The organism is Bdellovibrio sp. HCB274 (genome assembly GCF_047306075.1).
Classification (GTDB): Bacteria; Bdellovibrionota; Bdellovibrionia; order Bdellovibrionales; family Bdellovibrionaceae; genus Bdellovibrio.
Genome location: NZ_CP178623.1, coordinates 1,135,800 through 1,148,915, shown reverse-complemented (window position 1 = coordinate 1,148,915; position 13,116 = coordinate 1,135,800). Strand labels below are relative to the sequence as shown.

Annotated in this window: 14 protein-coding genes; 4 read left to right on the top strand and 10 right to left on the bottom strand. The window is 47.1% G+C overall.

The window, feature by feature from the left end; all coding sequences use genetic code 11:
• The first annotated feature begins 15 nt into the window (after positions 1-15).
• Positions 16-765 (top strand): TSUP family transporter, encoded by a 750-nt coding sequence (locus ACLWNV_RS05650; RefSeq protein WP_413586944.1) that lies wholly within the window; start codon positions 16-18, stop codon positions 763-765.
• A 6-nt stretch (positions 766-771) separates the two neighbouring features.
• Here the strand turns inward: ACLWNV_RS05650 and ACLWNV_RS05645 are convergent, their stop codons facing one another.
• Positions 772-1,026, bottom strand: coding sequence for a glutaredoxin domain-containing protein (locus ACLWNV_RS05645; RefSeq protein WP_413586943.1), 255 nt, complete (start codon positions 1,024-1,026; stop codon positions 772-774).
• Between the two features lie 164 nt (positions 1,027-1,190).
• Here ACLWNV_RS05645 and ACLWNV_RS05640 point away from each other — a divergent pair, with 164 nt between their 5' ends.
• Positions 1,191-1,742 (top strand): class I SAM-dependent methyltransferase, encoded by a 552-nt coding sequence (locus ACLWNV_RS05640; protein WP_413587623.1) that lies wholly within the window; start codon positions 1,191-1,193, stop codon positions 1,740-1,742.
• 72 nt (positions 1,743-1,814) lie between these two features.
• On the opposite strand, the gene ACLWNV_RS05635 is transcribed toward ACLWNV_RS05640, so the two are convergent.
• Genes ACLWNV_RS05635 through ACLWNV_RS05610 form a run of 6 tightly spaced genes read right to left on the bottom strand, consistent with a single transcriptional unit; the run spans position 1,815 to position 7,190 of the window.
• Complete coding sequence (locus ACLWNV_RS05635) at positions 1,815-2,882, bottom strand: tRNA-dihydrouridine synthase family protein (protein ID WP_413586942.1); 1,068 nt, start codon at positions 2,880-2,882, stop codon at positions 1,815-1,817.
• Between the two features lie 27 nt (positions 2,883-2,909).
• A complete protein-coding gene (locus ACLWNV_RS05630) occupies positions 2,910-3,428 on the bottom strand; it encodes a DUF6580 family putative transport protein (RefSeq protein WP_413586940.1) in 519 nt (172 codons plus the stop codon).
• Between the two features lie 13 nt (positions 3,429-3,441).
• Positions 3,442-5,379: an acetate--CoA ligase gene (acs, locus tag ACLWNV_RS05625; protein ID WP_413586939.1), complete on the bottom strand. Its 1,938-nt coding sequence runs from the start codon at positions 5,377-5,379 to the stop codon at positions 3,442-3,444.
• A 51-nt stretch (positions 5,380-5,430) separates the two neighbouring features.
• The gene (locus tag ACLWNV_RS05620; protein ID WP_413586938.1) at positions 5,431-5,880 is read right to left on the bottom strand and encodes a DUF6691 family protein; all 450 of its coding nucleotides are present in this window, start codon (positions 5,878-5,880) and stop codon (positions 5,431-5,433) included.
• Between the two features lies 1 nt (position 5,881).
• Entirely contained in the window at positions 5,882-6,304 is a 423-nt protein-coding gene (locus ACLWNV_RS05615) for a YeeE/YedE family protein (RefSeq protein ID WP_413586937.1), read from the bottom strand.
• A gap of 19 nt (positions 6,305-6,323) precedes the next feature.
• Complete coding sequence (locus tag ACLWNV_RS05610; RefSeq protein ID WP_413586936.1) at positions 6,324-7,190, bottom strand: MBL fold metallo-hydrolase; 867 nt, start codon at positions 7,188-7,190, stop codon at positions 6,324-6,326.
• Positions 7,191-7,328: 138 nt separating this feature from the next.
• On the opposite strand from ACLWNV_RS05610, the gene ACLWNV_RS05605 reads away from it, so the two are divergent.
• Entirely contained in the window at positions 7,329-8,738 is a 1,410-nt protein-coding gene (locus tag ACLWNV_RS05605) for a DEAD/DEAH box helicase (RefSeq protein WP_413586935.1), read from the top strand.
• Between the two features lie 171 nt (positions 8,739-8,909).
• On the opposite strand, the gene dnaK is transcribed toward ACLWNV_RS05605, so the two are convergent.
• A complete protein-coding gene (dnaK, locus tag ACLWNV_RS05600) occupies positions 8,910-10,823 on the bottom strand; it encodes a molecular chaperone DnaK (protein WP_413586934.1) in 1,914 nt (637 codons plus the stop codon).
• Positions 10,824-11,320: 497 nt separating this feature from the next.
• Positions 11,321-11,929 (bottom strand): M15 family metallopeptidase, encoded by a 609-nt coding sequence (locus ACLWNV_RS05595; RefSeq protein WP_413586933.1) that lies wholly within the window; start codon positions 11,927-11,929, stop codon positions 11,321-11,323.
• A 59-nt stretch (positions 11,930-11,988) separates the two neighbouring features.
• Between ACLWNV_RS05595 and ACLWNV_RS05590 the strand changes: the two genes are divergently transcribed.
• Positions 11,989-12,444 (top strand): SRPBCC domain-containing protein, encoded by a 456-nt coding sequence (locus ACLWNV_RS05590; protein ID WP_413586932.1) that lies wholly within the window; start codon positions 11,989-11,991, stop codon positions 12,442-12,444.
• Here ACLWNV_RS05590 and ACLWNV_RS05585 read toward each other — a convergent pair.
• Positions 12,420-13,076, bottom strand: a complete 657-nt coding sequence (locus ACLWNV_RS05585; protein WP_413586931.1) for a CatB-related O-acetyltransferase — start codon at positions 13,074-13,076, stop codon at positions 12,420-12,422. The genes ACLWNV_RS05590 and ACLWNV_RS05585 overlap by 25 nt on opposite strands.
• Positions 13,077-13,116 lie beyond the last annotated feature (40 nt).

The window sequence follows — 13,116 nt, the reverse complement described above, 5'->3', positions numbered from 1 at the left end:
GATAACTTCGACGACATGGATTTGGCAGTTCATTCTTATATCATTCTTTTTGCCGTCGGCCTTATCGCCGGTGTCATTGATTCCATCGCAGGCGGCGGTGGACTTTTGACGGTGCCAGCACTCTTAAGTGCTGGCCTTCCTCCAGCCCTGGCGCTGGGAACCAATAAACTGCAAAGTACTTTTGGAAGCTTTTCCGCCAGCTATTATCATTTTCGTCGAAAAACTTTTGATCCCCGCAAAATCAAAGCTTTGATTCTTTTTACCTTCCTGGGAAGTGCGCTGGGAACATTCCTTGTTCAAAACATCGACAGCTCTTTTTTAAACAGAGTGATTCCGTTTATGTTGATTGGTTTTGCAGTGTATTTCAGTTTGTCACCGCGCTTAGGGGACGTTGATCAACATCAACGCATGCCTTATATGGCTTTCGCCATTTCACTCGGAAGTGTGATCGGTTTTTATGATGGTTTCTTTGGCCCGGGCACAGGATCTTTTTGGGCCTTGGCATTCGTCGGCCTGATGGGATTTAATCTTTCCAAAGCCACGGCCCACAGCAAGGCTTTGAATTTTGTTTCAAACATCACGTCGCTGGCTGTCTTTCTTGCCGGCGGAAAAATCATCTGGAGCGTGGGACTGCTGATGGGTGCCGGACAATTTATCGGAGGCCATATTGGTTCCCATCTAGTCATAAAAAAAGGGACTCGATTGATCAAGCCCCTGCTTATTGCCATTTCACTGATCATGTCGATCAAGCTGTTCCTGAACTAACGGGAACTACTCTTTCAACATCTGATCCAGTTTTCCTTCTTCGTCCAAAGCTTTCAAGTCAGTGTAGCCACCAACAAGCTTTCCATTGATCAGAATGATAGGAACTGTCCTCCACCCTGTTTCATTCTTGATACGGTCAATTTCCTCGGGCTTGTCAGTCAAATCGATGACTTCGTATTCCATTCCCTTGTTATTCATGAAAGTGATTGCACGATCGCAGTAAGGACACGGATTTTTTTTGTACATTAGAACTTTAGCCATGTGACACCTCCGTCTATTTTCTTTTGACATAGATTCCATAAAAGGTAAAGGTCTTGAGCAGTATGAAGTGTCTACTCTGCGATAACCCAGATTCAGCCCGTTTCAAGGTCGTGAAAAAACCTGAGCGAAGTTATTATCACTGTATTAACTGTGATTTGATTTTTATGGCGCCTGAGGAACGCATGAGTGCTGTCGAGGAAAAAGCCCGCTATGACCTTCACCAAAACGAAGATCAGGCCGGCTATCGCGCATTCCTGTCGCCTTTGATGAAGGACGTGGAAGAGTTCACAGCGAAGGCTGGAAAATCCCCCAAAGAGATGCAGCTTTTGGATTACGGTTGTGGTCCAACAGCTTTTCTGGGCGCCTGCTTTGTTGCAAAAGACTATGCTGTTACCAATTACGATTTGTACTACCAACCCGATCAGGATGCTTTACGAAGATCTTATAACATCGTGACCAGCACCGAAGTTTGGGAGCATTTACAAACCCCCAAGATCGACATCGAATCCCAACTGCGCGTTTTAAAATCCGGTGGAGCTTTGGCGGTAATGACTTCGGCCCACAAAGGTGAAGCGCACTTCCATGACTGGCACTATCGTCGCGACCTGACCCATGTTTCTTTCTTCTCGGAAAAAACCATGGCCTACCTTGCGCAAAAATATAATTTAAAAGTGATTAAAGCAAAAAGCCCGTACTGGGTTTTCAAAAAGCAATAGGTACGGACACACTTTTGGTAGCAAACATGCGTCACTGGTGACGCGCGGTTGTTACCAAAAGTGTGTCCGTACCTATTGACGAAGTTCAGTTCTAAGGGACATTTCATGGGGAACTGCAAAGAATTTTGCGACGCCTTCAAGCATCTCATCGACGTTACGAGCTTTCGCACACACACCCGTTAAGGCATTACCGAAAGCCAGCCACACGCTGGTTGTGCGCACATAGAAGCGCACTTTTCTCATGGCCAGGTCCTCGCCAAAATAATGACGACTGCGTTCGATTAGTTTCATCAGCACTCGCCCGTATTCGGCACCTTCTTCTTCAGAGGTACGCGGAGCTTTAAGTCCTTCTTTACCCGTAGGTGGCGCAAAGCCAAGCTCTTCACCCAATTGCCACAGCATCCACGGACGAGCTGCAAGCCCGCGGCCTGCCATCGCCATGTCACAGCCGGTTTCTTTAAGCATTAGCATTGCGTCTTCAACAGTTTGCACGTCACCGTTACCGATAACAGGGAAATCCACTGCCGAGTGCAGAAGCTTGATCTGCTCCCAATCAGCCCAGCCACGACGCTTTTGCGCAGCCGTGCGGGGATGCAAACACACCCACGCAGCACCCGAGTTTCTTAATCCAGAAACGAAGGACAATAATTCATCTAATTCCTTGGTTGAGCCCACAGCGCGCAACTTTACACTGACCGGAACCGTCGAGTTTTTGACAGTCATGCGCACCACTTCCGCGGCATAGTTGGGATCACCCATCAAAGCGACACCGTAGTTATGCTTTAATGCTTTTTGCACGGGACAACCCATGTTGATGTCAATCGCCTCGGCACCCCACTCTACCAGGCGCTTAACACTTTCAGCGATGGCGTCCTCTTCGTTACCAAGAATTTGCGGAACCAAACCTGGTTCGTGGGCAGCACGCATGGTTTCGGGAGTGGTCGCAAGATTTTCGCCAGGAATACGGCGCGAGTTCAGCATTTCAGTGGGCCAGATGGTATAGGCATCCTGGGGTAAGTATTCACGCATCACTTCGCGAAGAGCCACGTGAGTCAGCCCCACCATCGGTGCCAGGCACAGAGGGAAGTTGACCTTACCATTTAAAATGGGCCTATGCAGGCCCAGCTTTATCGAACTCATTTTTTAATCAGATTCTAAAAGAATATCTTAAGCAGCTTTAGCAGCTGGAGACAGAACGTACTTTTTCAAAAGCTCGTATCCGCCAAACATCACACCGCTAAAGAACAAATCACCAGCAACCTGGTTGCCGAAGAATGGAATCGCAGCCACGTAGCAAGCCACCAAACCTTGGAAGTTTACTGGATACATTCCATCCATGATCCAAACACCGAAGTTTGAAATCAGGAAGAACACAGAACTTGCAACCAATGACAATCCACCGATGCGAGCCACAGATTTATTTTCAGTTAAGAACCAACCCATCATCACGATCAAGGCGAAGGCACCGTAAACGAACAAAGTCGTGGAGTGAATTCCACCCAACGCCAAATCGCTGATCAGAAGTGCCGCCATCGGAACCAGCATCGACATTTTTTTGTCGTTGAAGTAAGCGCCACCAAAAAGAGCCATGGCACCGATCGCTGTGAAATTCCAAGGGTGCGGAATAATACGAGAAAATGCCGCGCCCAAAACCATCATTACTAGTACAATCATGCGTGTAGTCATGCCCGGGAACCTATCACTTGTTCATGCGGTTGTCTACAAGCTCCTGAACCACGCCTGGCTCAGAAAGCGTTGTAATGTCACCCAGCTGATCTGGTTGATTTTCGGCAATTTTTCTAAGAATCCGACGCATAATTTTGCCCGAACGGGTCTTTGGCAATCGAGGCGCCCACTGAATGAGATCCGGGGTCGCAATCGGGCCAATCTCCTTACGAACGGTCTGAATCAGCTCTTTACGAAGCTCCTCAGACGCCGTAATCCCCGTTTTCAAAGTCACATAGGCGTAAATGCCCTGCCCCTTGATATCATGAGGATAACCCACCACTGCGGCTTCAGCCACATTGTGATTTGCAACCAAAGCGGATTCAATTTCCGCAGTCCCCAGACGATGCCCTGATACATTGATCACGTCATCCACGCGGCCCGTGATCCAGTAATAACCATCTTCATCGCGACGGCAGCCGTCACCAGTGAAATAATAACCCGGATATGTCGAGAAATAAGTTTCTTCAAAACGTTTGTGATCTCCGTAAACGGTGCGCATCTGCCCCGGCCAGGAATCAGCGATTGCCAAAACTCCTTCGCCTGCACCGTCAATTTTCTTACCCTCTGGCGTCAGCAAATGCGGCTGCACTCCAAAGAACGGCAAGGTCGCAGAGCCCGGCTTAAGCGGCGTCGCCCCCGGCATCGGTGTGATCATGAAGCCCCCCGTTTCGGTCTGCCACCAGGTATCCATAATTGGACAGCGGCTATCGCCGACAACTTCGTAATACCAAACCCAAGCCTCAGGATTTATTGGCTCCCCCACTGTTCCTAAAATTCTTAAGGAAGAGCGGTCGCAGTCCTTCACCCATTTTTCTCCCTCACGCATCAGTGAACGCAAAGCCGTTGGTGAAGTGTAAAACAAATTAACTTTGTGCTTTTCCACGATCTGCCAAAAACGTGACGGTGTTGGATAATTCGGAATGCCTTCAAAAAATAAAGTCGTCGCGCCATTAGCAAGCGGCCCGTAAACGATATAACTATGCCCTGTCACCCAGCCGACATCGGCCGAACACCAGTAAATATCTTTATCGTGATAATCAAAAACGTACTGGTGAGTAACACTTGCCCACAAAAGATATCCACCCGTTGTATGCAAGACACCTTTAGGTTTTCCGGTCGAGCCTGAAGTATAAAGAATGAACAACGGATCTTCTGCATCCATTTGTTCTGCCTCGCACTGATCACTGACCCCTTGAACCATGTCGTGGTACCAGACATCCAAGCCCTCTTTCATTTGCACAGCGACGTTTGAGTATTTAACAACCAGAACTTTTTCAACGATGCCCGCTTTAACCACGGCCTTGTCGACGTTGTCTTTCAATGGAATGGTTTTACCACCACGGAAGCCAGAATCTGCGGTGATAATGAATTTTGATTTTCCATCCAACACGCGATCACTGATGGAATCAGGAGCAAATCCCCCAAAGATAACGGAATGTACGGCACCGATACGCGCACAAGCAAGCATCGCATAAACGGATTCCACGATCATCGGCATATAGATCGTTACAACGTCGCCTTTTTTAACGCCCATCTTTTTTAGAACATTGGAAAAGCGGCAAACTTCCTGATGAAGCAGTTTGTATGTGATTTTTTTAGAAACAGTATTGATGTCGTCAGCTTCCCAAAGCAAAGCCACTTTATCAGCCTTCGTTGCCAAGTGACGATCGATGCAGTTGTAAGCGACGTTTAGCTTGCCACCTTCGAACCACTTGATGCTGACAGGTTTATTGAAGGAAGTGTTTTTAACTTTGTCCCATTTTTTAAACCAGTGCAGGCGTTCTGCTTCTTTGGACCAGAAGCCCTCGGGATCCTGCACTGACTGCTGATACATGTCTTTGTATTTTTGCGGCGTAATCAGTGCATTTTTTTCAAGGGAAGGATTGATAGGATAAACTTCATTGTGCATAAAACATCTCCTTCAGAGGGAGCTTTTATCCTATTCTCATTTGATTATCGGTCAATTCTTTTTGCGCACTTCATTCCATCTTTCGTACATGCGATAAACGAGCATTCCTGACATCATACTGAAGACAAAAACAATTGCAGTGACAGAACCAGTTCCCAAGGAAACCAACCCCGGCCCTGGGCAGTATCCACCAAGTCCCCATCCCAATCCAAAAATCACACTCCCCACCATCAGTGGTTTCGTGATTTCCTTGGTTTTTGGAAGAAAGAATTGTGTATCCAAAAGCGGCGTCTTACGACCGCGAATCAGTCGGTAAGTAATCATGTGCACCGGAACCGCTGCCACCATTACAAAAAGCAAACTTGGATCCCAGCCCGCACCGAAAGTTAAAAAATCCAAAATCTTTTTCGGCTGAGTCATCCCTGAAATACCCAACCCCACAGCAAATAGAAATCCCACCACGAGCGCTGACCAGTTGCGGGCATCAAGTAATTTTCTCATTCTACAACCCCACAATCCAGCGCAGGAAATTCGCCATCAACATCCCCGCAACTATAAAACAAATCGTCGCAACAATGGATCGGGGCGACAGTCTCGCTATCCCACAGATTCCGTGACCGCTGGTGCAACCACTCCCCATAAGTGTTCCGAATCCGACAAGCAGGCCTGCAATCAAAATCATGATCGAAGACCGGTTGATATTGACCTCGAAAAATTCAGGCCGAAACTGATTCAAAATAAGTCCTGCGAAAAACATTCCCAAAACAAAGAACCACTTCCATTCGGATTCATAGGGAGTTCGATCCAATAAACCATTCAGGATATTGCTGACACCAGTTACGCGCCCGTTTAAGACAAGCAACAATGAAGTCGCAATACCAATAGTTGCGCCCCCCGCTAAAGCCATCATGATATTTTCCTGCATGTGCCTCTCCTTGTGAGTCTTAGTCGACCACGGGAATTTTCAAAAATCTTTTTCCACTTGCATCCGCTTCAGGCAAATGTCCCGCACGGATATTGATCTGCAAACTTGGCAGCAATAATTTCGGCGTCGCTAATGTTGCATCCCGTTTGGTGCGAAACTCGATGTACTGCGCCTCTGTGGTTTCGGCGTTTAACTGAATGTTGGATTTTTTCTCGTCAGCGACGGATGTTTGACACATGAACTCGCGCCCACCAGGCTGATAGTCATGGCAGACGAAAATGCGTGTGGATTCCGGCTGGGCATAAATTTTTTTCGTAATGGAGTTGTACAACTCCTTGGCCGAGCCCCCGGGGAAATCACAACGGCCAGTACCAGAATCCGGCATAAACAACGCATCCCCGGTAAACAGAGCATCTTCAAAAAGATACGACGAACAAGCGGGAGTATGTCCCGGAGTGAAGAAAACTTTAAACTTTAAAGTCCCGGCGCTGACTTCTTCGTTTTCTTTTAACAGGCGATCAAAAACCTTGCCTTGGATGTCTGTGGTCTTTTCATCGAGATCATACATATCACGCCAGATCTTTTGAACGGTCGTGATACGCTCGCCGATACAAAGAGGCGCTTCCGGAAAGTGTGCTTTAAAAAACTGTGCGCCCGTTACGTGGTCTGCATGCACGTGAGTTTCAAGGATCATACGCGGAGTCAGGTTTTGCTCTTTGATATAAGCCAATACTGCTTCGGAGGACTTGTTGGATAGCTTGGAAGCCGCCGGGTCATAGTCCCAAACCGGATCAATCACCACCGCATCCAGGCTTTTTGGATCGTGCACGACATAGGTCACCGTCGACGTCGCGGGGTCAAAGAAATGCTTCACTTCAATTGCCATCAATTCCTCACTGTAAATAATGCCCAAATTCTAAGGGTACGGACTTACTTTTGGTAGCAAATGCGCGTCAGAGCAGAAGTTAACATAACCCGGCACAATTCAGATTGGCCCCACTGCAGAGTATGATAGAGTGATCCCATGAATAATTTTGCAGACTTTGCCCTGATTCCGTCCCTTACCAAAACTCTTAATTCATTGCGTATTACAAAACCCACTGAAATCCAGCGAAACACCATTCCGCTTTTGATGAGTGGTCAATCTGCTGTGGGCATTTCCGAAACAGGCAGCGGTAAAACTTTGGCTTATGCCCTACCGATGTTGCATTTACTAAAAGCCTTGGAAGACGAGGGGCATCCGGTCACTGCAGAATCCTCCCCGCGCGCTGTTGTTCTGGTTCCCACGCGTGAACTGGGTGAACAGGTTTCTAAAGTATTTAAATCTTTGACTCATGACACGCGTTTGCGCGTTCGCCCTGCATTAGGGGGAATGGCGATGGAGCAAGCTCGTCGCAACACTTCGGGCGTATTTGAGATTCTGCTTGCAACTCCGGGCCGCCTGTCCCAATTGATGGATGCTGATCAAATCAACCTGACTGATGTTTGTATGCTGGTATTTGATGAAGCCGATCAGATGATGGATCAGGGATTCCTGGATATCTCCAATAAGATTTACTATGCGTGTCCCCAGGACGTACAAACCGCGCTTTTCTCTGCAACCCTGTCAGCAAATGTGCAGGATTTGATCGAGGAAATTTTCTCGAATGCTGAGATCATTAAAAGTTCTGGCAGTGGTAAAGTTGTTAAAACTTTGACGACGAAAAACCTGGTAGTAAAAGATGGCAACCGCTGGGAGCAGTTGGATCGTCTGCTAAAACAAAAAATCGATGGCGGCACTATCCTGTTCGCTAACACCCGTGAGCAATGCGATAAGCTTGCCCAGGAAATGGAAGCCAAAGGTTATCCAGTCGCACTTTATCGTGGCGAAATGGAAAAAAACGACCGCCGCGCCAATTTAAAAAAATTCACCAAAGGCGAAATCAAATTCCTGGTCGCCACTGATTTGGCGGGACGTGGTTTGGATATCGAAAACGTAGACCGCGTGATCAACTACCACCTGCCGAAACAAATGGAAAATTACCTGCACCGTGCTGGCCGTACAGCCCGCGCCGGTCGTCAAGGTACTGTGGTAAATCTGGTTACTGAGCGTGACGAGCCGTTGATCAATAAACTGGAAGGCCGCAAAAATGCCACTGTGGATCGCGCGAAGTACAATTCGCATCCACGAGTTCAAGGCAAGCCAGGAAAAGCTCCAGGCAAAAACCTTGGCCCTAAAACTGGCGATAAAAAACCCGCTTCCGGCAAGCCTTCAGCGGGCAAGCCCTCCCACGGAAAACCTGCAAACGGAAAAGCTCCAGCTGGGAAGACGTCTTTTTCAAAATCCGCTTCAGGGAAACCAGCTGGCGGCAAACCGACAGCAGGCAAGCCCACTCAAGGCAAATCCGCGGGAGCAAAACCAGCCTCCCGCAAATCCCCATTCAAAAAACGCTAACACCAAAAGGTACGGACTTACTTCGCAAGTAGGATTGTACCTTTGCAGGTAAGTCCGTACCTTTTTGCAGAAGCAAATGCGCTGCGATAAGGAACAGGACCTGGCACCAAAAAAAAGCCCCCGGGTTTCCCCAGGGGCTTTTTGGTTTTTTACAAGTAGTTCGACACAAACTTAGTTTACGTCTTTGTAGTCAGCATCGATCACGTCGTCGTTGCCACCTTTGTTCTCGCCGCCTGGTTGGCCGCCACCTTGTGGGCCTGCACCGTCTGCACCTGGCTGAGCTCCTTGCTTTTTGTAAAGCTCAGAAGTCATTGTGTGAGTCAAAGATTGAAGCTTGTCGAAAGCTGCTTTCAACTCGTCAGCAGATGCGCCTTTGTTCTCAAGAACTTTTTTAGCATCAGCGATTGCATCGTTCGCAGTTTTAACTTCAGCCTCTGGCAATTGTGAACCAGAATCCTTGATCAACTTCTCAGTTTGGTAAACCAGGTTGTCCAGGTTGTTTCTGTTCGTCACTGCCTCTGCTTTTTTCTTATCTTCTTCTGCGTGACCTTCAGCATCTGCAACGGCTTGTTTGATTTCCGCTTCAGACATACCACTTTGTGCAGTGATCTTGATCTGCTGAACTTTACCAGAAGACATATCTTTCGCAGATACGTGCAAGATACCGTTCGCGTCCATGTCGAATGTTACTTCAACTTGAGGAACGCCACGTGGAGCTGGTGGAATACCCACTAGTTCGAAACGACCTAGTGTCTTATTGTCGCCAGCCATCTTACGCTCACCTTGAAGAACGTGGATGTCCACAGCAGGTTGGTTATCAGCTGCCGTCGAGAACACCTGAGATTTCTTAGTAGGAATCGCCGTGTTGCGCTCGATAAGCGGAGTCATCACACCACCCAAAGTTTCGATACCCAATGAAAGCGGAGTTACGTCCAGCAACAATACGTCTTTCACGTCACCCGCAAGTACGCCCCCTTGAACTGCTGCACCGATAGCAACAACTTCATCCGGGTTCACTGTGCGGTTTGGCTCTTTGCCGAAGAATTCTTTAACTGCTTTTTGGATTGAAGGGATACGTGTAGAACCACCCACCAATACAACTTCGTCAATTTCTGAAGCTTTCATGCCAGCATCAGCCAAAGCTTTACGGCAAGGCTCCATAGAGCGTTTTACCAGGTCTTCAGTCATTTGATCGAATTTTGCGCGAGTCAATTTCGTTTGCAAATGCTTAGGACCTGTTTGGTCTGCCGTGATGAACGGAAGATTGATTTCAGTCTCTTGTGCAGAGGAAAGTTCAATTTTTGCTTTCTCAGCCGCTTCTTTCAAACGTTGAAGAGCCATTTTATCGTTTTTAAGATCGATGCCCTGGTCTTTTTTAAACTCAGTGATCAACCATTCCAAAATAACTGTATCGAAGTTGTCACCACCCAAGTGCGTGTCACCGTTCGTCGAACGAACTTCAACTACACCGTCACCAACTTCAAGGATGGAGATATCGAATGTACCACCACCGAAGTCGAAGATAGCGATCTTCTCTTCTTTTTTCTTATCCATACCGTACGCCAATGCCGCCGCGGTCGGCTCATTGATGATACGTTTGATTTCAAGACCTGCGATACGACCAGCGTCTTTAGTAGCCTGGCGTTGAGCATCGTTGAAGTATGCTGGAACAGTAACAACTGCTTCAGTTACCGGCTCGCCCAAATAGTCTTCCGCAACTTTTTTAAGTTTACCAAGAACCGCAGCACCGATCTCTTCTGGAGATACGTTTTTGCCCTGAACTTTGAAAGCACAGTCATTGCCCTTAGCAACAACAGTGTAAGGAACCAGTTTGATTTCTTCAGAAATCTCTTCGAAACGACGACCGATGAAACGTTTCGCAGAGTAGATTGTATTCTCTGGATTCGTCACCGCTTGACGTTTAGCGATTTGACCCACAAGACGGTCACCGTCTTTAGTGTAAGCCACAACCGATGGAGTTGTGCGAGCGCCTTCTTCGTTCACAAGAACTTTGGCTTCTCCGCCTTCCATAATAGCGACGCATGAGTTTGTCGTCCCTAAGTCGATACCAATAATTTTACCCATGTTTGATTTCTCCTTAAATGCCCACCTGGATTTCGTAATCATCCCAGTGTCAGCCAATACCGTGGTAATTTATTAATTAAAGCTTGAATAACACAGGATAAATGTGGGTTCGGATGCCATTCCGTCAAGGTGAGGAATAAGAATTTTTACGGGCCCAAAACCGGGCTTTTTTGCTTAGTATTTTCAATTACTTAAGCCGGGCAATTTTAATGCTGGTGGACACCGCGGGCACCACTGGACTTGATGACGTCGATAATGTTACGCATCAAAACAAGTGCAGTCGCAGTTTTGACCAGATAATGAGCTCAAATTTTATGACGAGTTTTTAATAGAATTTAAGGATATCTTACGGACTTTTAACTCGTGTTAGCGTGCACTTGTGCGTAATGATGTTGCTTCGCTCTTCCCTTAAAAAAACATTAGTTCATTAAGAACAAGAGTCCCTCTAAGCCCTGGTGAAACCCTTCATTCCCAGGGCTATTTTTTTAACTGCAGCACTATTCCAGAATCGGATGTTTGCCGTGAACTTGATCTTTCGGCAAGGCATTGAAATGCCACCACTCGTGCTCCAGAACTTTGAAACCTTCATTTTCCATCAGATTTCTTAGAATCATGCGATTGCTAAACTGCAAATTTGAAAGTTCACCCGATTTTAAAAACTGAGGTTCTAATTTTGGCTGAGCCAGATCGCGGAAATCATCAAAGCCCGTCCCCATGTCCAAGTAATCCCCGTCACGCTCGCGCAGACTTAAATCCATGGCCATACCGAAATTATGCAACGACCCCGGAAACGGTGGCGCCACATAATTCTGAAAAGGCGTGCCTTCCAGATGTTTATAAAATTCAGCCTGAATACTGCGCGGACGAAGCGCATCCCAAATAAGAAACTTCAAAGTTGGATGTTTCTTCTTAAGATTATCACAAGCCCGCATGAACATTTCATATGCGACCGGAGAAACAAAACAGCGATCAAAGCCTTCATACACATCCCGCTGCATGAAGTTGTCGGCGGTCGCATATTTCAGCTCCAATGACACTTGTTCAGAGTCTTTGATCTCGCGAAAGTTTTTTTCAATCCATTCAAGTTGCTGGGCAAAAGATGTCATGGATTCACTTTACAAGGATTCATATTTCGATCAATGATTAATTCTTCAGGGAGGCCGCGATGATTCCAAAGTTCGAAGTATGGATTATTATCCAAAAACCCGTTACTGAAGTTTTTAATGCCGTTTATGACAATAAGAAAATCAACTCGTACTTTGTAACCAAGCAAGCCTCGGCACCTTTGAAAGAAGGCGAAACCGTACAGTGGGAATTCGCTGATTTTCCCGGTGCTTTTTCGGTTAAATCCAAACAAGTTATACAGGATAAGTTGATTGTCTTTGAATGGCCAAACCCAGCGGGGGGCTGGAATAGCGTGGAATTTCATTTTGAATCTTTAAATGCCCAGGAAACCAAAGTGAAGGTCATTGAAACCGGATGGGCCGACTCCGATGAAGGCATCAGTGCCTCCTATGGCAACTGCATGGGCTGGTCGCAGATGATCTGCGCCATGAAAGCCTACTTGGAGTACGGAATTAATTTACGTAAAGGTGCTTACAAGGCGCTGGCGGGCGCCTGAACTTTGCGTTTTTCCCAATAGCGATACAGCGACACGATTTCGTTGCTGGTCAGAATCGGCATGGCTTCTTTCAGCATGTCATCAGACCAGTCCCACCACTTCATTTCAGCAAGCATCGAGATTTCTGGATCTGAAAATCTTTTTCTGACGACTTCACCGGGGCTGCCGACGACGATGGAATAAGGCTCGACATTTTTTGCCACCATGGTTCTGGCACCGATAATGCTGCCGTCCCCGATCCGCACGCCTGGCATAATCATCGCTTCGGTTCCGATCCACACGTCATTACCGATCACGGTATCGCCTGCAGGACGATAGGAATTTTGCGCAGATGCAAAAACCGGATTGTTGGTGATAAACGCGAACGGATAAGTGGAAATCCATTCTTTACGATGGCCTTGATTGCCGCCCATTAAAAAAGCTGCGCCGGAACCGATCGAGCAGTACTTACCCACAATCAACTTATCCACATCACTGCGATCGCGCGGAAGATACCAGGCGCACTCGTCAAAAGAGTGACCATGATAGTAGCCGGAATAATAGCTGTGCTCGCCAACAATAATGTTTGGATGAGTGGTTTGTTCTTTTAGAGTTTTTCCGGCGAATGGTGATGCGAAATAGTTGTTTTCCATGCCTTAAAGGAAAGCAGCTGGGAATTAAAACATCAAGCAA